The following is a 26,766-nucleotide window of genomic DNA, read 5'->3' on the forward strand; positions in this document are numbered from 1 at the left end:
GAAAGTAACGATCGGGTAAACCCTACCCTGATCAGCCTGGGAATGCCATGAATCGGTCAGTGTTTCGGGTCGAGGATCTCGAGTAGTCGGGCGTGCACATCGCGACCTCCGGCCACCAGCATCGGCCGCGTCGACTCGACGTCGATCCGGGAGACGCGGCCCCCCGCCTCCGTGATCAGAAGTGCTCCGGCGGCGTGGTCCCAGGGGCGGAGCCCGCGCTCGAAGTACCCGTCGAGCCGCCCGGCGGCGACGTAGGCGAGGTCGAGCGCCGCGGCACCCATGCGTCGGAGATCACGCGCCATCGGCATGACACGCGCCACCGTGGCGAGATCGCCGTCGTGGGTCGCGGGGTCGTAGCCGAACCCGGTGCCGAGCAGCGCTCCCGCCGGAGTCTCCTCGGTCACCGCGAGCCGGCTCCCCTCCAACCATGCTCCGTGGCCACGGGCCGCCGTGAAGACCTCTCCGAGCGCGGGCGCGTTGACGGCTGCGGCGAGCGCCACCCAGGTCTCGGGGTCGGGCTCGCCCTGCACCGCGGCGATGCTCACGTTGTAGGCCGGGATGCCGTAGGCGTAGTTCACGGTGCCGTCGATCGGATCGACGACCCACGTGATCCCGCTCGCACCCGGCTCGGCATCCGACTCTTCGCCGAGGAAGCCGTCTTCGGGACGGGCGGCGCGTAGGCGCTCGCGGATGAGCGCCTCGACCTCGCGGTCGGCGTCCGTCACGATGTCGGCGAGGGTCGTCTTGGTGGCGGCGAGACGCACCCCGTCGCGCCGACGGGCTCGGGCGAGCGCTCCTGCTTCCCGGGCGATCTCGGTCGCGAGTTCGCCGAGCTCGAGTTCGGTCGTCACTGCGCAGGCTGCTGGGGCGCGGGCGGCGGCGGCGGGAACGCCGGCGGTTCGCCCTGCTGTGGGGCCGACGGCTGGCCTCCGGCAGCGGCGGGCGCGGGAGGAACGAGGTGGCCGCCGGGAGCGGTAGGCGGTGCGAACTGCGGCGGCGCCGACTGCGGCAGCGTGGGCTGCGGAGGTGCAGGCTGGGGCGCGACCGGGAAGCTCGACGTGGGCGCGGCAAGCTGCGGCTGTGCCGGAGTCGGGTACCCGGTGTAGTAGGCGTTCCAGTCCGGCGACGAGTCGGGCAGCGCCGGCAGCGGGGTGACGCCGTCGGCGTAGGTCGGCCACGACGGCGCCGGCGCGACGCCGCGAGCGGGCGACGCCTTCTTCTTCGGCGCGAACAGCGCGTTGAGCAGCGGGATGAGCGTGGTTCCGACAGCGACGAGGATCGTGAGCGCGACGACGATCCGCCAGTAGAGCTCGCCGTAGTGGAAGGTGTTCGGGAAGGCGAGGAAGAACACGAGCATGCCGACGAGTCCGACCAGGAAGGTGATCGTGACGATGTAGATCACACGGGTGAAGGTCGTGATGTGCCGCTGCGCGGCCGGAGTGAACAGCCGCACGTGCAGGAGGGCGAGCTGCAGGATGCCGATGACGAGCAGTAGCTGGAAGAAGCGCTCGGCTCCGAAGAACATGCCGTCTTCGGGGAGCCAGATCTTGACGGCGCCGACGAGCAGCGCGACGATCCAGCTCACCATGCTGGCCAGTTGCAGCCAGTCAGGGCGATTCGGGGCGAGGCCCGCCTCGAGGATCGCGATCCCTGCGAAGGCCGCCAGGAGCAGGATCGTGAGGAAGGCTCGTCCGATCAGCCCGTCCTGATCCCCCACGAGCACCCAGATGACGCACACGAGCGCCGCGGCGATCAGCGCGCCGATGGCGATCCAGAGGGAACCCCTGATCAGCAGCGACATATTCTTCTTCTCACCCTGCGGCTGCGTGGTGATGTCCGGCTGGGACATGGTGATCCTCTCGTCGAGCGGCGATGCCTTCATCCTGCCACGCGCATCGCCGCAGGCGACGGTCCAGCGCCGCGCTGAGGAGAAGTCTCCACTCCACGCCGGCGCGGGGAGGAGAAGTCAGCCCGACTTCCTTGCGGACGCGGCGGCGAAGGCCGCGACCCTCGCCTGCGCATCCGGAGTCTCCAGGGCTGCGCCGATCGAGCGCGCCTCTTCGGTCAGCTGCTCGACGAACGAGCGCTCGGGCTGCGAGCGCACGAGCCGCTTCGCCTGTCCGTACGCGTCGGCCGCTCCGGCGAGCCAGAAGCGTGCGATCTCCTCGCCGCGGGTCCGCACGGCATCCGCCTCAGCAGCACCGTCCGCGCCTTCCACGGACTCGGCGACGAGCCCCCACTCCACGGCCTCCGCTGCCGACAGCAACCGGTCTTGGAGCACGAGCTGCAACGCGCGGCGCTGGCCGACCGCCCTGGCGAGCTGCGCCGAGACCGAGAGGTCGGGAGTCAGTCCGATGTTCGCGTACAGGCTGCCGAGCTGGGAACGCGACCCGACGACGGCGTAGTCACTGGAGAGCAGGATGCCGAGGCCTCCGCCGGCGGTAGTGCCGTGTGCGGCGGCGACGACGGGCACCGCAGACTCGGTGAGCGACCGGATACCGGCGTTGATCACCTCGGCGAGCGCGGTGATCTCCGCCCCGGATGCGCCCATCGTCGTGGCCATGTCGATGACGTCGCCGCCGGCGCAGAAGGCCGGACCTGCCGCATCGATCAGGATCGCCTTCACGTCGGGCCGCGACGTCGCCTCGGCGGTCGCATCCTTCCACGCGTGGGCGAGGTCGGCGTTGAAAGCGTTGAGCCGGGCGGGACGGTTCAGCGTGAGCCGGGCCATACCCTCTTCGACGGTGAACAGGATGGCATCACTCATGGCTTCTCCTTCGAGCGCAGGACGTGTGGTCCAGCGTAGCCGCGATCAGTTCTGCTCCCAGACCTGCGAGACGAAGCGCTCCATCCGGCGCCGCGTGCCGTCGAGGCGGAAGTCGACCTGTCCTGGCGTCCTGATCTCGTTGGGCGCGAGCGGATGCGCGAGGCGCACGTTCTCGTGGCAGGACAGGTCGGCACACATGTACGTGCCGAACGAGTCCCCTCGGTGCCCCGCCTCGCCCGCGCGCCGAGCGGAGAGGAGTGCGATCTGGTTGCCGGGCTGCATGGTGTGGCAGATGTTGCACAGGCCGGAGCGTCCGCGTCCCGGCTCGGTGGCGCGGAGCACGATGCCGACGACGCCGTCCTCGTGCGGGATCAGCACATAGCCGCGGCGAGTGGCGCTCGGATCCTGCCAGGCGAAGAAGTCGAGGTAGTCCCAGTCGACGAGCAGGAAGTCGTGCGGCATCTCCATGGTCCGCAGCTCATCGGCATCCGCATTGACGAACGATGCCCTGACGTCGGCCTCTGTGAGCGGTCGCATCGCTCCAGTCTATGAACGGGCGGCACCCGAAGGCGCCGCGACGCCCTCCGCGCCCTCACCCGACCGATCCCGGATGAGGAAGCCGAAGCCGAACGCGATGAAGAACATCAGCACCCCGTAGACGGCGGCGGGCAGGCTCAGCTCCACGGAGCCGAGCACGGACTGCGCGATGACGATCGCGAGCGTCGCGTTGTGGATGCCGATCTCGAACGACGTGGCGATCGCCTGCCGCTTCCCCACCCGCAGCATCCGCGGGATCAGGAACCCGATCGTGAGGCTGATCAGGCAGAACAGCACGGTGATGAGGGCGAGCTGCGTGAAGTTGGCCACCAGCAGCGTCCAGTTCGAGGCGACCGCGCCCGCGATCACGACGATCAGGATGATCACCGAGGCGATGCGCACCGGCTTGTCCATGCCGGTGGCGAACTTCGGCCAGTAGCGCCGCACGATCATGCCCAGTGCGACCGGCAGCAGCACGATCGCGAACACCTCGAGGGCCTTAGACCACTGCAGGCCGAGCCGGTCGTCGAATGGCTCGAAGTAGGCGATGGCGAAGTTGGTGATGACCGGCAGCGTGATCACCGCGATGACCGAGTTCACGGCCGTGAGCGAGATGTTCAGCGCGATGTCTCCGCGGAACAGATGGCTGTAGAGGTTGGCGGTGGTCCCGCCCGGGGATGCGGCCAGCATCATCATGCCGACGGCCAGGATCGGGGGGAGTTGGAACGCCAGCACGAGTCCGAAGCAGATGGCCGGCAGCACGACGAGCTGACAGAGCAGCGCGATGATCACCGCCTTCGGCTGCTTCAGGACCCTCGCGAAGTCGGCGAGGGTGAGGCTGAGACCGAGGCCCAGCATGATGATGCCGAGAGCGACGGGCAGTCCGATGGTGGTCAACGCTGATCCCATGGGACTCAGTGTGGCGGATGGAGGACCTCGGTGCCACCCATATATCGCGTCGAGACGAGCACACGAAGTAGCCTGCAGGAGGTCCCCACCGCTCGATGCGGGAGCGGGGCGACACGGAGGAAGAAGGATGGTGCGATGGGAGACTCACACGCGTGGCGCCCGCTGATCGCCCTGTTCGCGAACCCCGAGACCCGCCGCGTCGCCGCCGAGGTGATGCTGGGCGGAACTCTCACATCAGCCGTGGAAGGCCTCTCGCCCTCTCGACGTCGACACGTGACGGAGGCGGTCGTGCAGAGCGGCCTGGTCGACGCGGAGACCCAGGCGCTCGCGCCCGACGTGTTCCGCGAGATTCTGGCGTCGGCCGCGGTTCCCCGACGGGAGGGGATCGAGCGGTTCACCGATGGAAAGCGCATCCGCCAGTACCCGGCCAACCTCGAAGAACGCGGAGCGCTCCTCGCCTGGGTCGCCAGAGCGGTGTTCGTCGCAGACGAAGTCCTGACCGAACGCGAGGTGAATGCGCGACTTCTGCCGTATTCCGAAGATGTCGCCGTGCTCCGCCGCTACCTCGTGGACGACCAGCTCGTGGAACGTCGCGCAGACGGCACCCAGTACGCGTTGGCCGTCAGTGGACCGGTCGTCCCGACCGACGAGTGACAACTACCGCTCTGAGGAGCGTCAGGGGTCGACGAGTTCGAACGTCATCTCCTCCGGCCCCGGCCCCCAGGGGTCGAAGGTGATGTCGGGGTCGTAGACGTCGAGCGGATGTTCGTCCATCGGCCCGATGAATCCCTCCGCGTCCATGGCTCGGAACGTGAACCAATACCAACCGCGTGAGTTCAGTCGCAGCCGCTTCACCGCGTGCCCGGTGTCGTCGAGCGGGATGATCGCCGAGTGCCCCTGCATGGTGGTGACGTAGATCGTTCCGTTCGCAGGGCCGGTGGCGGCGATCACCACGCCCGTAGTCCTCGCCTCCTCCACCTGCATGTCTTCGGTGCCGACGATGTTCTCGAAGCCTTCGATGACGATGGGACGGACGGTGAAGCTGCCCGTCGTAGCCGGGGACTGGCCAGCGGCATCGAACGCCCAGGCCCGATAGTCATACGTGCCGGCGGCGAGATCCAGGGCGCGAGGGTCGAAGGACCACTTCCCGTCGGCAGCGACCGCTGGGGTGTAGCGCTGGCCGGCGACCTCGATCGCGACAGCGGACCCTGGCGTGGCGGTACCCGCCACCACCGGAGCGAGATAGCCGGAGGATGCCGTGGGGCTGGTGACACCGGGGCCGAGGGCCGAGCCCGGAGTCTCCCCCGGGTCGGGTGTCGTCCCGGGCGCCGTTCCCGGCCTCGTGGGGGTGAGCGGCCCCGGGGCATCCGGATCGTTGACGAGGTCGATGGAATCGATCGCCGGGTCGGAGTTCCAGCGTCCGGTTCGGGGAGGCGACGGCGATACGGACGGTGCGGGCGTGGCCACCGTCCCGTCGGGCGCTCCGACGACGGGTGCCGGCACTCCGACGTGAGGAACGGACCGCGCCACGCTCCACGTCTTGTCACCCTCGGCGGCGGGCGTGGATGCTGCCGGCGCGGCTCCGGGGAGCAGGAAGGATCCGAGTATCAAGGTGCCGGCGGTGAGCACGCCCAGGCCGCCCGCCAGAAGGCTCGCGAGACCCGCCCCTGCGCCGGTGGCGATGACCGCGGCCGCCACCGCGGTGCCGGGAGCGAATGCTCCGGTGGACGGCAGGATGACTCCCAGTGCGCCGAATCCGACGGCGGAGAGGGTGACGCCATGCAGGCGCTGCGCGTCGCTGCGAAGGCCGATGAGCAGTTCGCCGCACACGTCGCATGACGACACGTGCCCGGCAACTTCCTGCGCCACGGCCTCGTCGAGCGGCTCGGTGAGGTGTCGCGGGAAGAGTCGGGCGACGTGAGCCTCGTCGTCTCTCAGCGCGAGCGGCACCTGCGACGTGAGCCACTGGACCTTGAGTCCGGAACGGGCTCGGCGTTGCAGGGCGGAGACGGCGTTGGGCTTGATGCCGAGCTCGCGCGCGACCTCCGGGCGGGGTACATCAGCGACCTCGGTCAGCCACAGCACACGTTGCCAGCGTTCGGGGAGCTCTTGGAACGCCCCGAGGAACTGCTGAGCGTTCGTCTCTCGTTCGACGAGGCTGAGCGCGTCACGGAAGTCGGCCCGATCGGGCTCGACCGTGTCGTCGATGTGGTCGGCATCCTTGCGCCACCGGATCGCGGTGTTGCGGATCACCGCCTTGAGGTACGACCGGAACGCGAACTCGGGCCCGGAGCCGGTGGTCGTCACCTGCTGGTAGATGGCCAGGAGCGCCTCGGAGGCGAGATCTTCGGCCCGCGACGGGAAGAGTCGGTGCGCGTACCGAAGAGCCGCGCCGATGTGCCGCTCCCACAGCACGGCATACGCCGCCTGATCGCCGTCGCGAAGCGCACGGAGGAGTTCGGCATCGCCGCGAGAATCTTCCACGTCTTCCCCTCCAGAAAGAACGCCCGCTCATCTGCGACGAGCAGTTGACCGCGGGCAGACCCACGCGATCGATCCACATCTGAACACGTGTTCAACGACGGCGCTGCGCTCATACTAGCGGCAGCGGACAGGGCCGCGGAGTGGAGATATCCGCGGCCCTGTCCTGTCGGAGAACCGGTCAGGCGTCGAGCCTGCGTCGCCTCGCCAGCATCAGAACCGCACCGGCCAGAACAGCGAGCACTGCGGCAGCGATGCTCGCGATCGGCGCCGGGGCACCGGTGACCGCGAGGTTTCCCTCCCCGCCCGGAGCCGGTGTCGTGGGAACACCGGAACCCGCCGCGTCGACCGCGACCGTCTGCGCCGCGTCATCGATGTCGGTGTGCACCGCGACAGGGTCGCCGGTGACACCTGGGCCGACGAAGAGCCTCTCGAATGCCACCAGCACCGTGCCGGCGAACTCCCCCGTGACGCGGAACGACACCTCGACCGAGCCGTCCGCAGTCGTCGGCGTGAACGTGGTCGATCCCGTGATGCCCGTCGACTCGTTGTTCGCCTTGTCCATCAGCACGCCCGTGGCCGTGTACTCGGTACCCGGCGTGAGGTTGCGGTAGGCGATCGTGTCGATGAGCGTCCCGCCGCCGGCAGCCAGCACGTGGTCCTGGTCAGCGGCGTCGACCAGCGAGGTCCCGATGAACGGCGCCGGCGCTTCCGGGGCCGGCGCCACCGTGACCGTCTGCGCGGAGTCGTCGATGTCCTTGTGCTCCGCCACCGGCTCGCCGGAGGCCTCCGGACCTTCGAAGAGCTCCTCGAAGGCCACGAGCACGTCACCGGCGAAGCCCTCCGGTACGACGAGAGTCACGCCCACAGAGCCGTTCGCGGTCGTCGGAGTGAACGTCGTCGAACCCGTGATGCCGGTCGGCTGACCGTCGGACTTGCGCATCAGCTCACCCGAGACCGTGTACACGGTCTCGGAACCAGGTTCTGATACGTGACGGTATCGATCACCGTTCCCCCGTTCCATCCCAGCACCCGGTCGCCGTCGGCTGCGTCGACCAGCGACGTGCCGATCACCGGCTCCGCGGCACCGGGCTGAGCGGCCCACTCCACAGTGGCCTCCCCCGTCGTCTGCGTCGCCTCGGGCGCCACCAGGATGATCGACTGCGCGTGGTCCTCCGCAGTGGGCGTCCCACCCGGCACGTTCGGTACCGAGACCACCATGCCGGTGCTGCTCGATCCCTCGGCCGTGACACGGACGGTCGCGCTGCCCGCTGCCGTCGAAGCGCGCAGGTCCAGATAGAGTTCCTGACCGTCGACGACCGCGTCGAGGGCCACTGCCGCTCCGTTCACGTCGGTGACCGCCACGGCGGGGTCGACGGAGACGGAGGCCGAGGCCCGGTTGGTGTTCACGACGAACGGCCCGATGAGCGTCCCCGCGACCTGCGCCGCATCCGGCGCCGTCACAGTGGCCGTGACCTCGAGATCCTCCGGGGTCAGCCCAGGACTCGCGTTCGCGCCGTTCACGAGGTACCAGTACGCGGCCTCCGAGTCCGGCGTCTCCCATGGCCACGCGGCATCGAACGTGAGGTCCGTATAGCGCCAGATCGCATACTGCGTGGCCTCGATCGCATCGTTCCGCGAGATCTGCGCGACCCCGGCCGACGCTGCGAGATCTGCGAGGCTCACCGCGGGATAGCTGTGGGCGAGCACCCACAGCACCTTCCCCTGCACGGCAGGATCCACGAAGTAGTTGCTGCCGAGGAAGTCGCCGCCGTCGCCGACAGTGCCTACCCGGCCCGTCTGCGCCGTCACCTGGTTCTCGAGGCAGTACGCCCACAGGTCGGGGTCCCCGCTCGGGATCCCCTCAGACCAGATCGGGAAGACCCCCGTACCGCTGTAGCCTTCCTTGCTGCCGATGTAGACGGAGTCCCCCGGGGCGACCTCTGCGGCTGCTGCGGCGCTGACGCCCGCGGGTGCGATGAGCGCACCGAGGACGAGCATCGCCCCTGCGACCCATCCCGCCGACCGAGTCGACGGCATCATGCGAGGCAGGCGGGGTTCACCGCGGTGAAGCTGAACGGGCCCACCCAGATGTTCTGGTTCGGCCGATCCGTGCCGGCACGACCCGAGTTGTTGGCGACGAAGGTGAGGTCGAATGCACCGACCGTCGCTGCGGTGACCGCGATGTTGCCTCCCGTGTTGGTGGGAATGACCTCGACGTTCGGGGCGCCGGTGAACGGCCGCCACGGGTTGGCGGCCGTCCCCTGTCCGCGGATCCAGTCGGAGTTGTAGACGCCGGTCCCGGCCCCCGCCGAAAGGTAGACGCGCTCTGCGCCGCCGAGGGCATCGACTGCCTGGAAGCCGTCGATGTCCTTGATCTTGTACGTCAAGTTCTCGACGATGGTGGGCGCGCCATCCAGGGCGAAGCTGAATGTCACCCGCTCGCCTCCGCCGATGTTGTTGAGGTTCACGGTGTCGAGCGACAACCGCACGCTGGGCAGCGACTCATTGCCCTGCGTGCTGGAATCCAGAACGAAGTTGTTCGTCGTGTTGATGGTCATGTTGGCCGCCCCGTTGGGCACGGCGTTGAGCGTGAGCGTGAAGTCCTTGCCGTCGCCGAAGATGTCGGTCCACGTGAACACGGCCGAAGTGGCGCTCAGCCGCGAGTACGTGGCGGTGCTCGTGCTGACCGTCGCCGTGCAGTTCGCCGTCGACGCGGCCGCCAGGGGTGTTGCCACGGCGGCGGCGATCACGGGCAGCGACCATGCTGCACCCTTCACGATCGTCCTTCGCGACAGGCCACGCCCTGCGACTGCTACCTCGTTCTCATTCATCTGTTCCGAATCCCCTCGATTGGACGCCGATGCCTCCGGTGTGGACGCCTGTGCGTCGATACACCTGGAAGGAGTCCGGCGGTTCCCGAAAGTGACGCGATGCCGAGGAAAAAGTTTCGGAATGGCCGCGAGAGCGACGTGGACCGGCTTACATGGCCTCCTCGCGTCACATCCGCCTGCGTTTCGACTCCTTACCGAGGGACGACAGAGAGCCCACGAAACAGAGGGCTCGTCTGAGCCGGATAAGGAACGAACATGCAGGAAGAACTCGACACCCAGGGCCTCTCGCGCCGGACACTCGTCAAGGGCGCAGCGTGGTCGGTGCCGGTCGTCGCCGTGGCGGTCGCCACTCCGCTGGCTGCGGCATCCACCACGGCACCGCCCGCCACGTTCTGGGCGACCGGCGCGACCGTGAGCGTCGTCAGCGGCAACGTCACCAACTTCACGGTGGAGGGCAGCGACGCGGACGGGAACCTCGCCCTGCTCCCCGCCGGCACCAACGTCACGATCGTTCCGCAGCTCGGCGTCACCCTGGTGCTCACCAACGCCATCGGCATCGTGGTCACGACCAACCCCGACGGCTCGATCACGGGCATCATCACCGCGAACGACATCACCAACATCCGCATCCAGTTCCGCCCCACGGGCGCGTCCGGTTCCGGCTACGCGATCACGACCAACATCGACATCGACCCGTTTACCGAGACGATCGACGTCAAGCTGCGCTGATCCGGTCAAGAGGAGTTGGTCGGCCCGCCGATGCGGGCCGACCATCTCTGCGTCACGCCGCCCGAGCATTGACCGGCAGCGGGGCCGGAGGCGTTATCCCGCGAGGAGTCCGAGCCCGCGGATGCCGTCGACGACGTTGTCGTGGTCCTCTGCAGACGGCAACCCCGACATCGTCGCGACCGCGACGACACCCACGCCCTCCACGCGGATGGGCACAGCACCGCCGGCGACGGCGTATTCGGAGGGATCGAGCCACCCCGGTTCGTGCATGTCGCGCCCGCCGTTCTCGATACGCGCTTCCAGCAGCGCGGTGCTGGTGTCGAAGCGGAGGGCCGTCGCGGCCTTCTTCTGCACCCAGGAGTCGTTATCGGCGGTCGCGCCCGGCAGCGACGCGCAGAACAGGATCCCTGACGAAGTGCGCACGTCGACCGCGACCGGATGACCAGCTGCGAGTGCCCGTTCTGCGATGGCACGTCCGAGCTCCCATGCGTCTTTGCGATCGAACCGCCGCAGGACGAGATCGAGATGTTCCTTCTCGAGCTGGGCGAGCCTTGCTTCATCGGCCATCGGTGCTGCCTCTCGTAGGTGGTTCGCCTCAGACTGTAGCGGGCGCCGACCAGGTGCAGAGCACTTCGACGCGGGCTCAGAGACCGAACACCCCCGTCAGGCCGAAGCTGCCTCACCCGCCCTCATCTTCGCTCTGATGACCGCGAAAGCGGCCGACCACCCGCTGGCCAAGGCCGCGAACATCGCGCTGGCCGCGGCCATCTGCACGCCGGACGTATCGGCGACAGCGAACCCGAACCAGACGACGGCAGCGCCGACTCCGACGAGCGCGACGACGGTGACCAGCCGGAGCACCAGCCGCAACCGCGGAACACTGCGAACGTTCATTTCTCCCCCTCGAAGCATCGATCAGACGGTCCCACGACACCACACGCGTCACGACCACGCATCCCCCTGCAGGCGGACCTACTGCTGTGGACGCACGCATCGTCCGCAGAAACTGCCCGCTGCGGCTGCGTCAACAACATCTGGAACAATTCTCGTAAGTCCTGGGGACTCGACGGATAAGGAGCCCATCCCATGCCCGCCATCGTCTGGATCTGCGTCATCGCCGCCTCGTGGATCGGGGGAACGTGCGCGCAGCTCAGCAGCGTGCTGAACATGCCGTCGCCCACCGTGGGGGCCGCTTTGTACTGGCTCGCGATCCTGCAGATGGGCAGCATCCCCGTGACCTTGCTCGCCACGCTTCCGCTGCTCTTCCTGAGTGGAGCATTCGAGAAGCGGGACACTCCGCTGCGAACACGGAGCATCGCGGTCACGCTCGTCGCGCTGGGCACTCTCGCCATCTCCATCCTCGGATACGTGCTCTTGAACGGAGCCTCTGCGGGCCCCTTGGACGAAGGGGATCCATTCAACGGCATCGCTCGCGACGCCGCCACGCTCGCGGCCTTCCACCTCATGCCGTTGCTTGTGCTGTTGGCCGTGCAGGCAGTTCGGCCGGTGCGGGGACAGGGATCGGGTGGACGTGCGTCCCGTGGCGGAAGTCGAGAGCCGACGCGGTTGACGTAGCGCGGACCGAGCCAAGAACGGCTTTGTCGAGCCGTCTGCGCGACGCCAGCAAAAGGAGAAGAGCCGCCGAGAATCCCGGCGGCTCTTCTGCGGCATCTCGATCTGGGTAAGTTACAAGAACATCACCCGCGAGATCCGAGAGCACTTCACGATGGTGGGTTGTTCGTGAAACTCACTTCGTCGCGTTTTTTTCGCGGACCTCGGCTGCCCGATTTCTCGTGATCCTCCGGAGATCAGAAGATAATCCTCTGATCTCGTCGGCCTCAACCCTACAGGCACCAAGACTGTCTGGGCCCTCGCCGAAGAACTACAAGGATCTACTTTGCAGGCAGCCTCCGCGGATTCCGCCGAGGGCTCCAGCCCTACCCGCAACACTCCTCGCCGAGGACTGGATCTGCTGCGCGGCGAAGCGCGCGGCCTACCGGAGTTGCCTTGGTACTCATTCCAGCACTACTACGCCAGCGCCTGCGCCGCAGCTGGATATATCATCCACACCGTAGGGGCACGAGAACATCCAGCTCACCCACAAGACCTATATGCACCTGTTCAGCGCAGACCACGACATGAGCCGCCTGGACGCTCTGGATGCAATTGCGCCACTGCAGCCACCACGCAGCCTCGCCCGCAACTAGATGTTGATACTGCGGACCGGCTCACCGATCGCTCCGGTCTCGTCAGTCGAGTCTTCCGTAGCGTCCTCCGGGTTCGGGTCTGCCTTGACCATCGTGTCGTCCATCTCGTACGCCAGTTCCAGAAGCTTCTGAGTGAAGGTAGCAACGTCCAACGCTGCGTCCTTCCCGACTGGCGAAATCTCGTGGTTTGCTTCGTTGCCTACCTCACGGATGCGATCGATCCATGGCTCCATGCGCTTGGTCACAATGCCCTCCACGACGAGGTGGTCAACGCACTGCGTGAAGTTCGGCGCACGGTCCTTCCCATCCTTTGCGGGCAGCCCGTGGGCGACAGCGACGTGCATCAACAGCTTTCGACAGAGCATGACCGCCGCCGTGTAGGCGCCAACACCCAAGCACTCCCGAATCTCGTCCCAAACCTTGGCTTCTTCGCCTGGGAGCCCTGCCGGAACGCGTAGCGGCTTCTGGGCAGGTGAGGCGATGCCCTCGTTGACCGCGATCGCGAGCTTGCAACTGATGCACCGCAACCAGATTCGATCCCGATTCTTGGTCACAGCGATCACAATGAACTGCAAGGCTCCGCAACTTGGGCAGGTGCCGCGGGCGTATGCCCGGTCTTCATGTTTACCGAAGCTGCTGTGGGCACCGATTGTGAGTACGTCGTCGGTCGGGTTTGCCATGTTCACATCATGGACCACACGCCTGACATTGCATCTTCATGCGCGGCACTCCATGCTGCTAGCCCAGATGAATCTCTGTAGCGCACAACGCAGCGGCATCCGGGAGTTTCATGTTCGCGATCGGCCCGTAGTCCGTCACGCAGAGCATCACGTCCATCGGCCGCGCGTTGAGTTCCTTGGTCACCGAGAGAACCGAGCTCCAGGCTCGCGACCGATTCTCGTCATTTACGGCTGTGTTGGTCGCCGTCAAAGCCGCATCAGTCGTCTGCTTGACCTGCTCGTACGTGTAAGCACCGCCGAGCACCACACGAGCCTGCTCGATTGGATCAGTACTGCTGGAGGAGGTGCCACTCCCTCCGCTCGCCCCGTCCGGAGACTTACTGATCTGGGAGCCAATAGCGGCCGCAATTCCAAGCACGACCGCAACCCCGATTACGCCAAGACACCCAATACCGAAACACCCAAGCCTTTTCTTCGCTGGGGGTTCGGGGGTTGAACTGTTTGCGGCAGCAGGTACTGAAGGCCTTGCAGCAGGACGCTCGTTTAGTGGGCGCTCGTAGCTCATACCGTCTCGATCACGGCGGTGAGGTTGTAACCATGCATGACGCCGCTGCCGGTGACCGACACGATCCGGCAGTCGGGATAGCTGGCTAATGCCAGGCGCAGCTTCTGCACAGCAGCGTTCTGAGTGCTCTGCCCCTTGGCCAATGTGTACGGTCCCTCAACGACGACAATGTCCTGCTGCGGGATGAGTGGCAACTCTACCTCCAAGTGAAACTGGCGCTCTCTGCGGCACAGCCTAGCGGGGCAACGCATCCGGGGACCTACCGGGGATGCGCTGGCTGCCCAAGGGAACGAGAAAGGCCCGGACGCTGAGAGATCTCAGTGATTCCGGGCCTTTTCTGGTGTGGTGGTGGTGGCGAGTGAGGGATTCGAACCCCCGAATGCTGAGCAGTCTGATTTACAGTCAGATCCCTTTGGCCGCTTGGGTAACTCGCCAGAGCGCACCCGTCCGACTTGAACAGCCAACCGGGGGCACGAAAGACAAGCATACCTGCCCGAGACGGGTCGAAGAAATCGAACCGTCAGCTGCCCCAGACCCCGCGCTGGGCGTCTGCCAACGACTCCGGAGTGCGCAGCAGACCGCCCTCCGCGCGACACGTCGCGGCCGCGATATCCATGGCGCGGAGAAGGAGCACCCGCCACTCCCCTGACTCGGTCGGCGAGGTGGAAACCAGCCCTTCAGCAACGGCTGCGAGCGTCGCGTCTCCCGCGCCCACCGTGTCGATCACGTCACCGGCGAGCGGGGTGATCGGCGCGGACACGATGCCCGCTTCCGTGTCGAGCGTGGCGCCATCGGCCCCCGCGGTCGCCAGCACCGCAGCGGCGCCGATCTCGCGAAGGTGCCTGCGCAGTCCGTCGAGATCGCCGTCGTAGAGGAGCGCCGCATCGTCGGCGCCGACCTTGACAATGACTGCCGACGCAGCGAGTCGCTCGAACCCGCGCACGAACTCGACGCGATCGCGCAGCATCCCGAGGCGCGGATTCGGATCCACCGCGACATGGGTATCGGCGAGAGCATCGACAAGCGACTCCACCTCTGTCGGCACGTCGAAGGGGAAGCAGCTGATCGCGACGAGCCCGGCATCCGCGATCGCCGCTCGCGCCGCGTCCGAGTACCGGATGCTGCGCTGCCGGGCCGCCTCGTTGAAGACGTACTCCGGCTCACCGTTCGCCGCCCGTCGCACGATCGCGCGGGAGGAGCCGAGTGGAGCCTCGCTCGAGATCAGACGCACCCCCTGGTCGGAGAGGTACTCGCGGATGTGTGCGCCGGCCTCATCTTCGCCCACCATGGCGATCAGGGTCGTCTCGATCCCCAGTCGACGCAGGCCCACGGCGACGTTCAACGCGGCCCCGCCGACCAGTTCACGCACCCCCGCGGCATCGTGGATCTCGTCGATCAACGCATCGCCGATCACGACCACGGACCGGGCGGAAGATGTCTCGTTGCTCACCCGCCGACACTACCGCCCCCGCTTCCCCGTCGCCCCCTCGCCGAGTGCACGGCTTCGTGGTGAGTGCACGGCTTATCCGCGCGAACATGCCGTGCGCTCGGCAGCAAGCCGTGCACTCGGCGGGACCCACCACATCATCGAGGGTACGAAGAAGGCCCCGGGGCGAACCCCGGGGCCTTCCTCAATCACTCAGTACTCAGTTGTAAGTACCGGGGGTGATGTCGTCCGTCGAGAACGCGTCGAAGTCGACGTAGCCGAAGTCGCCGTCAGCGTACGCACCGTCGGATGCGAAGATCCGGTTCGGGTAGCGCTCGCTCTTGGCTTCCTCAGTGGCCTCGACCGTGACGTCGCGGTACTTCGAGAGACCGGTTCCGGCGGGGATGAGCTTACCGATGATGACGTTCTCCTTGAGACCGACCAGCGGGTCACGCTTGCCCTGCATCGCAGCCTCGGTGAGCACGCGGGTCGTCTCCTGGAAGGAGGCGGCCGACAGCCACGACTCGGTCGCGAGCGACGCCTTCGTGATACCCATCAGCTCCGGTCGGCCCGACGCGGGGCGCTTGCCCTCTGCCACGGTCTCGCGGTTGATCGACTGGTAGCGCTTGAGGTCGACCATCTCACCCGGCAGCAGGTTCGTATCGGCGTGATCGACGACCGTGACCTTGCGGAGCATCTGACGGACGATGACCTCGATGTGCTTGTCGTGGATCGGCACACCCTGCGAGCGGTACACGCCCTGGACGCCGCCGACGAGGTAACGCTGCACCTCGCGAGCACCCATGACACGCATGATCTCCTTGGGGTCGAGCGTGCCCACCAGGATCGGCTGACCGACCGTGACGTGCTGCCCGTCCTCGACGAGAAGCGTCGCACGCTTCAGCACCGGGTAGATGACCGGCTCTTCACCGCTGTCGGGCGTGAGGATGACCTTCTTGCCCTTGTCGGTCTCGTCGATCGCGATGCGGCCATCGGCCTCGGCGATCGGCGACGCGCCCTTGGGGGTACGCGCCTCGAAGAGCTCCTGCACACGGGGAAGACCCTGCGTGATGTCATCGGCCGATGCCGAACCACCCGTGTGGAAGGTACGCATCGTCAGCTGGGTACCGGGCTCACCGATCGACTGGGCCGCGATGATGCCGACGGCCTCGCCGATGTCGACGGTCTTACCCGTCGCGAGCGAACGGCCGTAGCACTGCGCGCAGACACCGACGGCGGAGTCGCAGGTCAGGACCGAGCGCACCTTGATGGTCTCGACACCCAGAGCGACCAGCTTGTCGATCAGCACGTCACCCACGTCGTCGCCGGCAGAGGCGAGGACCTCGCCCTTGCTGTCGACCACGTCGGAGGCCAGCGTACGAGCGAACACCGAGTTCTCGACGTTCGCGTCGCGCACCAGCTCGCCCTGCGAGTTCGGAGCGGCGATCGGGAGCTCGAGGCCCTTCGACGTGCCACAGTCCTCTTCGCGGATGATGACGTCCTGCGAGACATCCACCAGACGACGGGTCAGGTAACCCGAGTCGGCGGTACGCAGAGCGGTGTCGGCCAGACCCTTACGGGTACCGTGCGTCGCGATGAAGTACTCCGCAACCGACAGACCCTCGCGGTACGAGGAGATGATCGGACGCGGGATGATCTCACCCTTGGGGTTGTTCACCAGACCACGCATACCGGCGATGTTCCGGATCTGCAGCCAGTTACCACGGGCGCCCGAGGACACCATGCGGTTGATGGTGTTGTCCTCCGGGAAGTTCGCCTTCATCGCAGCCTGGACCTCGTCGGTCGCCTCGGTCCAGATCTTGATGAGTTCCTGGCGACGCTCGGAGTCGGTCGTCAGACCCTTCTCGTACTGCGACTGGACCTTCGCGGCCTGCTTCTCGTAGCCGGCGACGATCTCCGCCTTGTTCGGCGGGGTGAGGATGTCGCTCAGGGCGACGGTCACACCGGAGCGCGTGGCCCAGTAGAAACCGGCGTCCTTGATGCGGTCCAGCGATGCAGCCGTCTCGACCTTGGGGTACTCCTCGGCCAGCTTGTTGACGATCTGCGACAGCTTGTTCTTGTCAGCCTGCTCGCGGACGAACGGGTAGCCCTTCGGCAGCGTGTCGTTGAAGATCGCCTGACCCAGCGAAGCGTCCACGAGACCGTGGCGCTCGTAGCCCTCGGGAGCTTCGCCCTCGAGGAAGGTCAGACCCGGGATGCGGATGCGGATCTTCGCCTGCAGGTCGAGGGTGCCCTCGTCCTTGGCCAGGATCGCCTCGCCCACCGAACCGAATGCACGGCCCTCACCGGCTGCGCCCTCCTTGACCGTGGTCAGGTGGTGCAGACCGATGATCATGTCCTGCGAAGGCAGGGTGACCGGGCGTCCGTCGGACGGCTTCAGGATGTTGTTCGACGCGAGCATCAGCACGCGGGCCTCGGCCTGAGCCTCGACCGACAGCGGCAGGTGCACAGCCATCTGGTCACCGTCGAAGTCGGCGTTGAACGCCGCGCAGACGAGCGGGTGCAGCTGGATGGCCTTGCCCTCGACGAGCTGCGGCTCGAACGCCTGGATGCCGAGGCGGTGCAGCGTGGGTGCACGGTTCAGCAGAACCGGACGCTCACGGATGATCTCCTCGAGCACGTCCCAGACCTCGGGACGGGTGCGCTCGACCGCGCGCTTGGCGGCCTTGATGTTCTGCGAGTGACCGAGGTCGATCAGACGCTTGATGACGAACGGCTTGAAGAGCTCCAGTGCCATCTGCTTGGGCAGACCGCACTGGTGCAGCTTCAGCTGCGGGCCGACGATGATGACCGAACGGCCGGAGTAGTCGACTCGCTTGCCGAGCAGGTTCTGACGGAAGCGACCCTGCTTACCCTTCAGCATGTCGCTGAGGGACTTCAGGGCACGGTTTCCGGTACCGGTGACGGGACGACCGCGACGGCCGTTGTCGAACAGTGCGTCGACGGCCTCCTGCAGCATGCGCTTCTCGTTGTTGACGATGATCTCGGGGGCACCGAGGTCGATCAGACGACGAAGACGGTTGTTGCGGTTGATGACGCGGCGGTACAGGTCGTTCAGGTCGGAGGTGGCGAAACGGCCACCGTCGAGCTGGACCATCGGGCGCAGCTCCGGCGGGATCACCGGAACGACGTCGAGGACCATCGCGGCCGGGCTCATGCCGGTCTCGAGGAACGAGCTGACGACCTTGAGGCGCTTGATCGCACGGATCTTGCGCTGGCCCTTGCCCTCGGAGATCTGCAGACGCAGGTTCTCCGCCTCGGCGACCAGGTCGAACGCCGCGAGGCGACGCTGGATCGACTCGGCGCCCATGTAGGCCTCGAAGTACTGACCGAAGCGGTCCTGCAGCTCGTGGAAGACGTCGTCCTCCGGGCGCAGTGCACCGACCTCGAGTGTGCGGAAGTCTTCCCACACACGCTCGAGCTTGGCGATCTGCTCGTCGGCACCCTTGCGGATGAGGGACATCTCCTTCTCGGCGGCGTCCTTCACCTTCTTCTTGGCGTCGGCCTTGGCGCCCTCTGCCTCGAGAGCAGCGAGCTCCTCCTCCAGCTTGGCCAGGCGCTCCGCGATCTTGGAGTCACGGCGGTCGCCGAGCGTCTTCAGCTCGAGACGGATGTTGTTCTCCTGCGTGCCCAGGTCGCGGTGACGAGCATCCTCGTCGACCGAGATGACCATGTAGGCGGCGAAGTAGATGACCTTCTCGAGGTCCTTCGGCGCCATGTCGAGCAGGTAGCCGAGACGCGAGGGCACACCCTTGAAGTACCAGATGTGGGTGACGGGAGCGGCGAGCTCGATGTGACCCATGCGCTCACGACGGACGGAGCTCTTGGTGACCTCCACGCCGCAGCGCTCGCAGACGATGCCCTTGAAGCGGACACGCTTGTACTTGCCGCAGGCGCACTCCCAGTCGCGGGACGGGCCGAAGATCTGCTCTCCGAAGAGACCATCCTTCTCCGGCTTCAGGGTGCGGTAGTTGATGGTTTCGGGCTTCTTGACCTCACCGTACGACCACGCGCGGATGTGGTCCGCAGTGGCCAGGCCGATGCGAAGCTCATCGAAAGTGTTTGACTCGAGCACTGATTCTCCTGTGTCGGAATTCTTTTTGAGAAGTCTGCTGTGGTGTGCTCGGGAGCGGGGCTCCCGAGCACATCAGCGGATTAGATCTCGTCGATCGAGGCGGCCTCGAAGCGGCTGGAGATGTTGATACCGAGTTCTTCTGCGGCGCGGAACGCCTCATCGTCGGTGTCGCGGAGGTTGACCAGCGTGCCGTCGGCCGAGAGGACCTCGACGTTCAGGCAGAGCGACTGCATCTCCTTCATGAGCACCTTGAAGGACTCGGGGATGCCGGGCTCCTGGATGTTCTCGCCCTTGACGATCGCCTCGTACACCTTGACGCGGCCGAGGATGTCGTCGGACTTGATCGTGAGGAGCTCCTGGAGCGCGTATGCGGCGCCGTAGGCCTCGAGGGCCCACACCTCCATCTCACCGAAGCGCTGTCCACCGAACTGCGCCTTACCACCGAGCGGCTGCTGGGTGATCATCGAGTAGGGACCCGTGGAACGTGCGTGGATCTTGTCGTCGACCAGGTGGTGCAGCTTCAGGATGTACATGTAGCCGACCGAGATCGGAGCCGGGAACGGCTCACCCGAGCGGCCGTCGAACATCTGGGCCTTTCCGGTGGAGTCGATCAGGCGCACGCCGTCGCGGGTCGGGGTGGTCACGTCGAGGAGACCGGCGATCTCCTCCTCGCTCGCACCGTCGAACACCGGGGTGGCGACCTTCGTACCGGGAGCCGCCTCGAAGGCCTGCTCCGGCAGACGAGACGCCCACTCCGGGGTGCCCTCGACCTTCCAGCCCTGCTTGGCGATCCACCCGAGGTGGGTCTCCAGGACCTGACCGAAGTTCATTCGACCCGGGATACCGAGCGGGTTCAGCACGATGTCGACCGGGGTACCGTCTGCCATGAACGGCATGTCCTCGATCGGGAGGATCTTCGCGATGACACCCTTGTTGCCGTGACGGCCGGCGAGCTTGTCACCCTCGGTGATCTTGCGCTTCTGGGCGATGTAGACCACGACGCGGCGGTTCACGCCGGAGCCGAGCTCGTCGTCGCCGTCCTCGGCGTTGAACTCCTTGACGGCGATGATCGTGCCCTGCTCGCCGTGAGGCACCTTCAGGGACGTGTCGCGGACCTCGCGGCTCTTCTCGTTGAAGATCGCGCGGAGCAGGCGCTCCTCGGCCGACAGCTCCGTCTCGCCCTTCGGCGTGACCTTGCCGACGAGGATGTCGCCGGGGCGGACCTCGGCGCCGATGCGGATGATGCCGCGCTCGTCGAGGTCCTTCAGCAGCTCCGGGCTGACGTTGGGGAGGTCACGGGTGATCTCCTCCTTGCCGAGCTTGGTGTCGCGGGCATCGACCTCGTACTCCTCGATGTGGATCGAGGAGAGGGTGTCGTCCTTCACCAGGTCCTGGCTCAGGATGATCGCGTCCTCGAAGTTGTAGCCTTCCCACGTCATGAACGCGACGAGGAGGTTCTTTCCGAGGGCCAGCTCACCGTTCTCGGTGGCGGGACCGTCAGCGACGACCTCTCCGACCTCGACCCGGTCGCCCTCGTTGACGACGACCTTCTGGTTGTACGACGTGCCCTGGTTCGAGCGGTCGAACTTGCGCAGGTGGTACTCCTGCGTTCCACCCTCGTCGAGCATGACGACGACGCGGTCCGCGGAGACCTCGGAGACGACTCCGGCCTTGTCGGCGGTGAGCACGTCACCGGCGTCGATGGCCGTGTAGCCCTCCATACCGGTTCCGACGAGCGGCGAGTCGCTGCGGAGCAGCGGCACAGCCTGACGCTGCATGTTGGCACCCATGAGGGCGCGCTGTGCGTCGTCGTGCTCGAGGAAGGGCACGAGCGAGGTCGCGACCGACACCATCTGGCGCGGGGAGACGTCGATGTAGCCGATGTCTTCCGGAAGGAACATGTCGACCTCGCCGCTGCCGCCCTTGGGGCGGGCCAGGACGTGGCTCTCGATGAAGCGACCCTTGGCATCGAGCGGGGCGTTGGCCTGCGCGATGTTGAAGTCGACCTCTTCGGAAGCCGTCAGGTAGTCGATCTGATCGGTGACGACGCCACCGGTGACCTTGCGGTACGGGGTCTCGATGAAACCGAACGAGTTGATGCGCGCGAACGTCGCGAGAGCACCGATCAGACCGATGTTCGGGCCTTCCGGCGTCTCGATGGGGCACATGCGGCCGTAGTGCGACGGGTGGACGTCACGAACCTCGACGCCGGCGCGGTCACGCGAGAGACCACCGGGGCCGAGCGCGGAGAGACGACGCTTGTTCGTCAGACCCGCGAGCGGGTTGTTCTGGTCCATGAACTGCGACAGCTGCGACGTTCCGAAGAACTCCTTGATCGCGGCGACGACGGGGCGCACGTTGATCAGGGTCTGCGGCGTGATGGCCTCGATGTCCTGCGTGGTCATGCGCTCGCGGACGACGCGCTCCATGCGGGACAGACCGGTGCGGACCTGGTTCTGGATCAGCTCGCCGACCGCGCGGATGCGACGGTTGCCGAAGTTGTCGATGTCGTCGGTCGCGAGACGGATCTCGGCCTTCTTGCCACCGCGGATGCCCGAGAAGGTCTCCTCGGTGCCGGCGTGCAGACGGACGAGGTACTTGATCGTGGCCACGATGTCTTCGACGGTGAGCACCGACGAGTTCAGCGGCTGGTCCAGGCCCAGCTTGTGGTTGATCTTGTAGCGACCGACCTTGGCCAGGTCGTAGCGCTTCGGGTTGAAGTAGAAGTTGTCCAGCAGCGCGCGGGCAGCCTCGGCGGCCACCTGCTCGCCCGGACGGAGCTTGCGGTAGATGTCGCGGAGCGCATCTTCCTTCGTGACGATCGTGTCCTTCGCGAGCGTCTCCTCGATCGAGGTGTAGCCGGCGAACTCGGCGAGGATCTCCTCGCTGGTCATGCCCAGCGCCTTGAGGAAGACCGTGACCGACTGCTTGCGCTTGCGGTCGACGCGCACGCCGACCTGGTCGCGCTTGTCGATCTCGAACTCGAGCCATGCACCACGGCTCGGGATGACGCGAGCCGACACGATGTCCTTATCGGACGTCTTGTCAGGGGTCTTGTCGAAGTAGACACCCGGCGAGCGCACGAGCTGCGAGACGACGACGCGCTCGGAGCCGTTGATGATGAACGTGCCCTTGTCGGTCTGCAGCGGGAAGTCGCCCATGAAGACCGTCTGGGTCTTGATCTCACCCGTGAGGTGGTTCATGAACTCGGCCTCGACGTACAGCGGAGCGGCGTAGGTCTTGCCACGCTCCTTGCACTCCTCGATCGAGTACTTCTCCGGCTCGAGGTACGGGTTCGTGAACGACAGCTGCATCGTTTCGCCGAGGTCCTCGATCGGAGAGATCTCCTCGAAGATCTCGCCGAGACCGCTGTTCTCGTTGACGTCGGTCCGACCCTGCTTCTTGGCCTCGGCGACGCGCGCCTTCCAGGCGTCGTTTCCGACCAGCCAACCGAAGGACTCGGTCTGCAGGGCAAGAAGGTCTGGGACAGTCAGCGTGTCGGAGATCTTGGCGAACGAAAGACGGGAAGCTCCGCGTCCGTTCTTGGTGGTGGTGGATGTGGATGCGTTGCGAGCAGCAGCCAAGGGAATAACCTCCGTGAGCCCCGCAGGGCTTCTCGATTCCTTTGTCGTCAGGTGGAGTGTGCGCCCGGGAACTCAACAGATGCCGACCACCATATGAGGGCAGGGAGAAGCGAGCGCAACTACCAACTATACGCACGATTGTGCGACATGGCAACCTCAATCCTTGACCAATCTCGGATGCTGCGGTATGAGCATCCGATCGCCGGGTCGGCGCTCGGCCGACCCGGCGATGTCAGGACGCGATGTTCAGCTCGTTGCCCGGGATCGACGCCAACAGACGCCGCGTGTACGGGTCGCGCGGGTTGGTGAAGATCTCCTCCGAGGTCGCCGCCTCGACGAGCTTGCCGTCCTTCATCACGCACACGTAATCGCTGATGAGGCGCACCACCGCGAGGTCGTGCGAGATGAAGAGGTAGCTCAGCCCGTACTCGCTCTGCAGGTCGCCGAGCAGCTTCAGGATCTGGTCCTGCACCAGCACGTCCAGCGCCGACACCGGCTCGTCGCACACGATCAGATCGGGAGACAGCGCGAGCGCCCGGGCGATCGCGACACGCTGCCGCTGCCCGCCGGACAGTTCGGACGGATACCGGCGCAGCATCGACTGCGGCAGCGCCACGTCGTCGAGCAACTGCCGGACGCGCTTTCGCCGGTCGGCGCTGCTCCCCCTCTTGTAGAAATCGAGCGGCTCGGCGATCAGACGTTCGATCGTGAACATCGGGTTCAGACTCGAGTACGGATCCTGGAAGATCGGCTGCACTTGCTGCCGGAACTCCTTCGTCTCCGCTTTGCTCAGCGACGCGATGTCCTTGCCCTCATAGCGGATCAGTCCGCTCGTGGGCTCGATCACCTTGAGCAGCATCCGCGCGGTCGTGGTCTTGCCCGAGCCGGACTCCCCCACGATCGCCACGGTCTCCCCGCGCGGGATCACCAGCGACACGTCGTCGACGGCCACGAAGTCCTCGCCGCGCCCCCGCACCGGGTACACCTTGGTGAGGTTCTCGATCTCGACGATGTTGTCGACCGGTGCCGCCGCGCTGGAGGCGTCTGCTCCGGCCACCCGTTCCTTTACTTGGAACGCCTGAGGTTGCAGCCGGGCGACAGCGACCGATGGGGCCGCCTGCACGAGCGACTTCGTGTACTCATGCTGCGGATCCTCGAGGATCTGTCGCGCTTCGCCCTGCTCGACGACCTTGCCCCGGTGCATCACGATCACCCGCTCAGCCCGCTCGGCGGCGAGGCCCAGGTCGTGCGTGATGAGCAGCACGGCCGTTCCCAGCTCGCGTGTCATCGCGCCGATCTGGTCGAGGATCGTCTGCTGCACCGTGACGTCGAGCGCACTGGTCGGCTCGTCGGCGATCAGCAGCCGTGGCTTGCACGCCAGGCCGATCGCGATCAGGGCGCGCTGGCGCATGCCGCCGGAGAACTCGTGCGGATACTGCTTGGCACGCCGCGCCGGATCGGGGAGGCCGGCGGCGGTCAACGCCTCGACCACCTTCGCCTGCACATTCTGCCGCGTGGCGAGTCCGTGCGCGAGCAGCGTCTCCGCCACCTGCGTGCCGATCTTCGCGACCGGGTTCAGGTTCGACATCGGGTCCTGCGGCACGAGGCCGATGTCGCGACCGCGGATCGTGCGCAGTTCGTGCTCCGGCGCGTGGGAGATCTCCTTCCCGTCGAGCCGGATGCTGCCGGACGCGATCTTCCCTCCCCCGGCGAGCAGACCGATGATGGCCATGGCCGTCGTCGACTTGCCCGAACCGGACTCGCCCACGATCGCGACGGTCTCGCCGGGTCGGATCTCGAGGTCGACACCCTCCACGGCGTGCACGACGCCGTCCATGGTGGCGAAGTCGACGGCGAGCCCCTGGACCGCCAGCAACGGCTCGGTGGACATCTGATTCTCCTTCGCGGCGCGCATCGCGCCTTCGTCGCGGGCGTTCATCGTGCCCTCGTGCGTGGATCCATCGCCTCACGCAGCGCTTCGCCCAGCAGGGTGAAGCCGAGCGCGGTGACCGCGATGCAGATTCCGGGGAGGAACGCCAGCCACGGCGCGATCGCGAGCTCGGCCTGCGCGTACGTGAGCATGCGCCCCCACTCGGCACTCGCGGGGCCGCCTCCGCCGAGACCGAGGAACGACAGCGCGGCCGCATCGATCACAGCGGTCGCCAGCGTCAGGGTGCCCTGGACGATCACGGGGCCGATGGCGTTCGGCAGCACGTGCGACATCGTGATGCTGCCGCGGCCGAGACCGAGCGTCTGCGCCGAGAGCACGTAGTCGCTCGAGCGCTGCTGCAGCATCGACGCACGGAGGAGCCGGGCGAAGATGGGCACCTGCGAGGCACCGATCGCGATCATCACCGCGAACGGGGTCTGCCCGAGGATCGCGGCGATCGACACCGCCAGCAGCAGGTTCGGCACCGAGAGGATGATGTCGACGACCCGCATGATCAGGGTGTCGACCCACCCGCCGAACGTGCCGGCCAGGAGCCCCAGGATCATGCCGCCGACGAGTCCCATGGCGGTGGAGATGACGCCGATCATGAGGGAGGCCTGCGCACCCCAGATGAGCTTGGACAGCACGTCGCCGCCGAAACGGTCGAGTCCCAGCGGGAACCCCGGCACCTCACCCGGACCCGGGATGTAGGTCGGCGTGATGTACTTCGCGCCGGGCAGCGCCGTCTCCGGGTACGGGGCGAGCCACGGAGCGAGAGCGGCGACCAGGAGGAACAGCAGCACGATGACCGCGCCGATCCACGCGGTCGGATTGCGACGGAGCCGGCGGAACACATCCCGCCAGAAACCGCCGGAGCCCTTCTTGAGGTCGGCCTGGGCGATCGCGACGGTGTCGATGTTGCCGCCGCTCTCGGCCGATGGGCCCTGGGCGGGTGGGAGCGCGATGCTCATGAGACCGCCTCCTTTCGGACGATGACGAGGGACATCACTGCACCCTCACTCTCGGGTCGATGAAGCTGTAGGAGACATCGACCGCCAGGTTGATCAGCGCGTACGCGATGGCGATGAAGATGATGAATCCCTGGAGCACCGGGAAGTCCCGCGTGAAGATCGCCCTCGCGAGGAACGAGCCGATGCCGGGGAACGCGAACACGGTCTCGGTGAGCACGGCGCCCGAGATCAGGAGTCCGGTCTGCAGGCCGATCGTCGTGATCACCGGCAGCATGGCGTTGCGCAGGATGAAGCGGTTGCGCAGAGTCGGGGATCCGACGCCCTTCGCCCGTCCGGTGCGCACGTAGTCCGCGTTCTGTACCTCCAGGACGCTGGCCCTGGTGATGCGGACGATGATCGCGAGCGGGATCGTGCCCAGCGCGAGCGCCGGGAGGATCAGATGCAGGATCGCATCCCACGAAGCATCGAACTCGCCCGTGATGATGCCGTCCCACACGTAGAACCCGGTGGGATGGGTGGCGTCTATTCGCGGATCCTGACGGCCGTCCGACGGCAGCCATCCGAGCTGCACGGCGAAGACGTACTTCAGGATGAACGCCAGGAAGAACACCGGAATGGTGATACCGATCAGGCTCAGCACCACCGACGCGTGGTCGGTGAGCTTGCCGTGACGGCGGGCAGCCCAGTATCCGAGCGGGATGCCGACGCCGATCGCGAAGATCAGCGCCATGACGCTCAGCTCGAGCGTCGCCGGGAAGCGGCGCATGAACTCCTCGACGACGGGGCGGTTCGTCTGGATGGACGTTCCGAAGTCGCCCTGGAGGAGTCGCCCGATCCAGGTGAAGTACTGCTGGATGAGGGGTTCGTCGAAGCCGTAGAGCTCGTTGACCCTGGCGACGGCCTCCGGTGTGGCCTTCTCGCCGAGTAGGGCGACCGCGGGGCCGCCGGGAAGGGCTCTGACCCAGGCGAACAGCAGGATGCTGAGCCCGAACAGAGTGGGAATGAGGAACAGCAGTCGCCTGCCGATGGTGCGCAGCACGAAGATCTCCG

Annotated in this window: 23 protein-coding genes and 1 tRNA gene; 3 read left to right on the forward strand and 21 right to left on the reverse strand. The window is 66.5% G+C overall.

Features of this window, described 5'->3' with window-relative positions:
• Positions 1 to 56 precede the first annotated feature (56 nt).
• The 5 genes from J7E45_RS05505 to J7E45_RS05525 form a co-directional block, all read right to left on the reverse strand.
• A complete protein-coding gene (locus tag J7E45_RS05505; protein ID WP_215067720.1) occupies positions 57 to 851 on the reverse strand; it encodes an inositol monophosphatase family protein in 795 nt (264 codons plus the stop codon).
• Positions 848 to 1,849, reverse strand: coding sequence for a hypothetical protein (locus J7E45_RS05510; protein ID WP_215067722.1), 1,002 nt, complete (start codon positions 1,847 to 1,849; stop codon positions 848 to 850). The genes J7E45_RS05505 and J7E45_RS05510 overlap by 4 nt, the downstream gene beginning before the upstream one ends.
• Before the next feature lie 117 nt (positions 1,850 to 1,966).
• A complete protein-coding gene (locus tag J7E45_RS05515; protein ID WP_215067724.1) occupies positions 1,967 to 2,767 on the reverse strand; it encodes an enoyl-CoA hydratase/isomerase family protein in 801 nt (266 codons plus the stop codon).
• A gap of 45 nt (positions 2,768 to 2,812) precedes the next feature.
• Complete coding sequence (locus tag J7E45_RS05520; protein WP_215067726.1) at positions 2,813 to 3,304, reverse strand: FBP domain-containing protein; 492 nt, start codon at positions 3,302 to 3,304, stop codon at positions 2,813 to 2,815.
• A 9-nt stretch (positions 3,305 to 3,313) separates the two neighbouring features.
• The gene (locus tag J7E45_RS05525) at positions 3,314 to 4,213 is read right to left on the reverse strand and encodes a bile acid:sodium symporter family protein (protein WP_215067728.1); all 900 of its coding nucleotides are present in this window, start codon (positions 4,211 to 4,213) and stop codon (positions 3,314 to 3,316) included.
• Positions 4,214 to 4,348: 135 nt separating this feature from the next.
• On the opposite strand from J7E45_RS05525, the gene J7E45_RS05530 reads away from it, so the two are divergent.
• The gene (locus tag J7E45_RS05530; RefSeq protein WP_215067730.1) at positions 4,349 to 4,867 is read left to right on the forward strand and encodes a DUF2087 domain-containing protein; all 519 of its coding nucleotides are present in this window, start codon (positions 4,349 to 4,351) and stop codon (positions 4,865 to 4,867) included.
• Between the two features lie 21 nt (positions 4,868 to 4,888).
• Here the strand turns inward: J7E45_RS05530 and J7E45_RS05535 are convergent, their stop codons facing one another.
• The 4 genes from J7E45_RS05535 to J7E45_RS05550 form a co-directional block, all read right to left on the reverse strand.
• On the reverse strand, positions 4,889 to 6,697 hold the full coding sequence (locus tag J7E45_RS05535) for a sigma-70 family RNA polymerase sigma factor (protein WP_215067732.1): 1,809 nt from the start codon (positions 6,695 to 6,697) through the stop codon (positions 4,889 to 4,891).
• 178 nt (positions 6,698 to 6,875) lie between these two features.
• Positions 6,876 to 7,637, reverse strand: a complete 762-nt coding sequence (locus J7E45_RS05540) for a VaFE repeat-containing surface-anchored protein (protein WP_215067734.1) — start codon at positions 7,635 to 7,637, stop codon at positions 6,876 to 6,878.
• Positions 7,637 to 8,737, reverse strand: a complete 1,101-nt coding sequence (locus J7E45_RS05545; protein ID WP_215067736.1) for a Cys-Gln thioester bond-forming surface protein — start codon at positions 8,735 to 8,737, stop codon at positions 7,637 to 7,639. Before J7E45_RS05545 ends, J7E45_RS05540 begins: the two co-directional genes overlap by 1 nt.
• Positions 8,734 to 9,474, reverse strand: coding sequence for a hypothetical protein (locus J7E45_RS05550; RefSeq protein WP_091035249.1), 741 nt, complete (start codon positions 9,472 to 9,474; stop codon positions 8,734 to 8,736). Before J7E45_RS05550 ends, J7E45_RS05545 begins: the two co-directional genes overlap by 4 nt.
• A 309-nt stretch (positions 9,475 to 9,783) precedes the next feature.
• On the opposite strand from J7E45_RS05550, the gene J7E45_RS05555 reads away from it, so the two are divergent.
• The gene (locus tag J7E45_RS05555) at positions 9,784 to 10,257 is read left to right on the forward strand and encodes a hypothetical protein (protein WP_215067738.1); all 474 of its coding nucleotides are present in this window, start codon (positions 9,784 to 9,786) and stop codon (positions 10,255 to 10,257) included.
• A gap of 93 nt (positions 10,258 to 10,350) precedes the next feature.
• Here the strand turns inward: J7E45_RS05555 and J7E45_RS05560 are convergent, their stop codons facing one another.
• Both J7E45_RS05560 and J7E45_RS05565 read right to left on the reverse strand, forming a co-directional pair.
• Positions 10,351 to 10,824, reverse strand: coding sequence for a heme-binding protein (locus J7E45_RS05560; protein ID WP_215067740.1), 474 nt, complete (start codon positions 10,822 to 10,824; stop codon positions 10,351 to 10,353).
• Between the two features lie 96 nt (positions 10,825 to 10,920).
• Positions 10,921 to 11,151 (reverse strand): hypothetical protein, encoded by a 231-nt coding sequence (locus J7E45_RS05565; RefSeq protein WP_215067743.1) that lies wholly within the window; start codon positions 11,149 to 11,151, stop codon positions 10,921 to 10,923.
• Positions 11,152 to 11,343: 192 nt separating this feature from the next.
• On the opposite strand from J7E45_RS05565, the gene J7E45_RS05570 reads away from it, so the two are divergent.
• A complete protein-coding gene (locus tag J7E45_RS05570; protein ID WP_215067745.1) occupies positions 11,344 to 11,832 on the forward strand; it encodes a hypothetical protein in 489 nt (162 codons plus the stop codon).
• A 628-nt stretch (positions 11,833 to 12,460) separates the two neighbouring features.
• Here J7E45_RS05570 and J7E45_RS05575 read toward each other — a convergent pair.
• The 10 genes from J7E45_RS05575 to J7E45_RS05620 form a co-directional block, all read right to left on the reverse strand.
• Positions 12,461 to 13,144, reverse strand: a complete 684-nt coding sequence (locus J7E45_RS05575; protein ID WP_215067747.1) for a DUF4145 domain-containing protein — start codon at positions 13,142 to 13,144, stop codon at positions 12,461 to 12,463.
• A 58-nt stretch (positions 13,145 to 13,202) separates the two neighbouring features.
• Positions 13,203 to 13,451, reverse strand: coding sequence for a hypothetical protein (locus J7E45_RS05580; RefSeq protein ID WP_215067749.1), 249 nt, complete (start codon positions 13,449 to 13,451; stop codon positions 13,203 to 13,205).
• 254 nt (positions 13,452 to 13,705) lie between these two features.
• Positions 13,706 to 13,903, reverse strand: a complete 198-nt coding sequence (locus J7E45_RS05585) for a hypothetical protein (RefSeq protein ID WP_215067751.1) — start codon at positions 13,901 to 13,903, stop codon at positions 13,706 to 13,708.
• Positions 13,904 to 14,058: 155 nt separating this feature from the next.
• Positions 14,059 to 14,143: transfer RNA gene (locus J7E45_RS05590), tRNA-Tyr, on the reverse strand.
• 86 nt (positions 14,144 to 14,229) lie between these two features.
• Positions 14,230 to 15,159 (reverse strand): PfkB family carbohydrate kinase, encoded by a 930-nt coding sequence (locus tag J7E45_RS05595; protein ID WP_215067753.1) that lies wholly within the window; start codon positions 15,157 to 15,159, stop codon positions 14,230 to 14,232.
• A gap of 196 nt (positions 15,160 to 15,355) precedes the next feature.
• On the reverse strand, positions 15,356 to 19,231 hold the full coding sequence (gene rpoC, locus J7E45_RS05600) for a DNA-directed RNA polymerase subunit beta' (protein ID WP_029261838.1): 3,876 nt from the start codon (positions 19,229 to 19,231) through the stop codon (positions 15,356 to 15,358).
• 80 nt (positions 19,232 to 19,311) lie between these two features.
• The gene (locus tag J7E45_RS05605) at positions 19,312 to 22,815 is read right to left on the reverse strand and encodes a DNA-directed RNA polymerase subunit beta (protein WP_091035268.1); all 3,504 of its coding nucleotides are present in this window, start codon (positions 22,813 to 22,815) and stop codon (positions 19,312 to 19,314) included.
• A 232-nt stretch (positions 22,816 to 23,047) separates the two neighbouring features.
• Entirely contained in the window at positions 23,048 to 24,754 is a 1,707-nt protein-coding gene (locus J7E45_RS05610) for an ABC transporter ATP-binding protein (RefSeq protein WP_215067755.1), read from the reverse strand.
• Complete coding sequence (locus J7E45_RS05615; protein ID WP_091035275.1) at positions 24,751 to 25,716, reverse strand: ABC transporter permease; 966 nt, start codon at positions 25,714 to 25,716, stop codon at positions 24,751 to 24,753. Before J7E45_RS05615 ends, J7E45_RS05610 begins: the two co-directional genes overlap by 4 nt.
• A 34-nt stretch (positions 25,717 to 25,750) precedes the next feature.
• A complete protein-coding gene (locus J7E45_RS05620; protein ID WP_091035281.1) occupies positions 25,751 to 26,755 on the reverse strand; it encodes an ABC transporter permease in 1,005 nt (334 codons plus the stop codon).
• Positions 26,756 to 26,766 lie beyond the last annotated feature (11 nt).

Source organism: Microbacterium sp. ISL-59 (assembly GCF_018613945.1).
Lineage (GTDB): Bacteria > Actinomycetota > Actinomycetes > Actinomycetales > Microbacteriaceae > Microbacterium > Microbacterium oxydans_B.

What these genes read in the sequence shown, in the direction of transcription:
- J7E45_RS05510 (WP_215067722.1), bottom strand. Translation starts at nt 1,849, where the DNA reads ATGTCCCAGCCGGACATCACCACGCAGCCGCAGGGTGAGAAGAAGAAT.
- J7E45_RS05515 (WP_215067724.1), bottom strand. Translation starts at nt 2,767, where the DNA reads ATGAGTGATGCCATCCTGTTCACCGTCGAAGAGGGTATGGCCCGGCTC.
- J7E45_RS05520 (WP_215067726.1), bottom strand. Translation starts at nt 3,304, where the DNA reads ATGCGACCGCTCACAGAGGCCGACGTCAGGGCATCGTTCGTCAATGCG.
- J7E45_RS05525 (WP_215067728.1), bottom strand. Translation starts at nt 4,213, where the DNA reads ATGGGATCAGCGTTGACCACCATCGGACTGCCCGTCGCTCTCGGCATC.
- J7E45_RS05530 (WP_215067730.1), top strand. Translation starts at nt 4,349, where the DNA reads ATGGGAGACTCACACGCGTGGCGCCCGCTGATCGCCCTGTTCGCGAAC.
- J7E45_RS05540 (WP_215067734.1), bottom strand. Translation starts at nt 7,637, where the DNA reads ATGCGCAAGTCCGACGGTCAGCCGACCGGCATCACGGGTTCGACGACG.
- J7E45_RS05545 (WP_215067736.1), bottom strand. Translation starts at nt 8,737, where the DNA reads ATGATGCCGTCGACTCGGTCGGCGGGATGGGTCGCAGGGGCGATGCTC.
- J7E45_RS05555 (WP_215067738.1), top strand. Translation starts at nt 9,784, where the DNA reads ATGCAGGAAGAACTCGACACCCAGGGCCTCTCGCGCCGGACACTCGTC.
- J7E45_RS05560 (WP_215067740.1), bottom strand. Translation starts at nt 10,824, where the DNA reads ATGGCCGATGAAGCAAGGCTCGCCCAGCTCGAGAAGGAACATCTCGAT.
- J7E45_RS05565 (WP_215067743.1), bottom strand. Translation starts at nt 11,151, where the DNA reads ATGAACGTTCGCAGTGTTCCGCGGTTGCGGCTGGTGCTCCGGCTGGTC.
- J7E45_RS05570 (WP_215067745.1), top strand. Translation starts at nt 11,344, where the DNA reads ATGCCCGCCATCGTCTGGATCTGCGTCATCGCCGCCTCGTGGATCGGG.
- J7E45_RS05575 (WP_215067747.1), bottom strand. Translation starts at nt 13,144, where the DNA reads ATGGCAAACCCGACCGACGACGTACTCACAATCGGTGCCCACAGCAGC.
- J7E45_RS05610 (WP_215067755.1), bottom strand. Translation starts at nt 24,754, where the DNA reads ATGAACGCCCGCGACGAAGGCGCGATGCGCGCCGCGAAGGAGAATCAG.
- J7E45_RS05615 (WP_091035275.1), bottom strand. Translation starts at nt 25,716, where the DNA reads ATGAGCATCGCGCTCCCACCCGCCCAGGGCCCATCGGCCGAGAGCGGC.